Annotated in this window: 1 pseudogene; it reads right to left on the bottom strand. The window is 69.0% G+C overall.

Annotated elements, in window-relative coordinates:
* Nucleotides 1-116 precede the first annotated feature (116 nt).
* Nucleotides 117-245 (bottom strand): annotated as a pseudogene (locus tag ACQG3P_RS21750) (chemotaxis protein CheB); the annotation flags it as partial.

Here is a 245-nt window from a genome sequence, read left to right as displayed (position 1 = left end):
GTCCAGGCCGTCGCGGCGCAGCAGCGCCTCCATGGCGACCAGGTTCTGCGGGACGTCATCGACGCTGAGCCGGTTCACGCGCTCGGTGGCCGGCGTCGTGGTGGACTCGATAAGGTTCATCGGGCAAGGCCTTTCATGCGCGAGCCTAGGGAGGTGAGCGTCAGCACCGCATCGGCGCCGGCATGTGCCAGCGCAGCCGCCGGCATGATCGGGGAATAGGCCGCAGCGGGGCTTTGGATCCAGGC

Origin of the sequence: Stenotrophomonas sp. SrG (genome assembly GCF_050031795.1) — a bacterium.
Classification (GTDB): domain Bacteria; phylum Pseudomonadota; class Gammaproteobacteria; order Xanthomonadales; family Xanthomonadaceae; genus Stenotrophomonas; species Stenotrophomonas rhizophila_A.
This window is presented reverse-complemented; position numbering and strand designations above follow the sequence as displayed.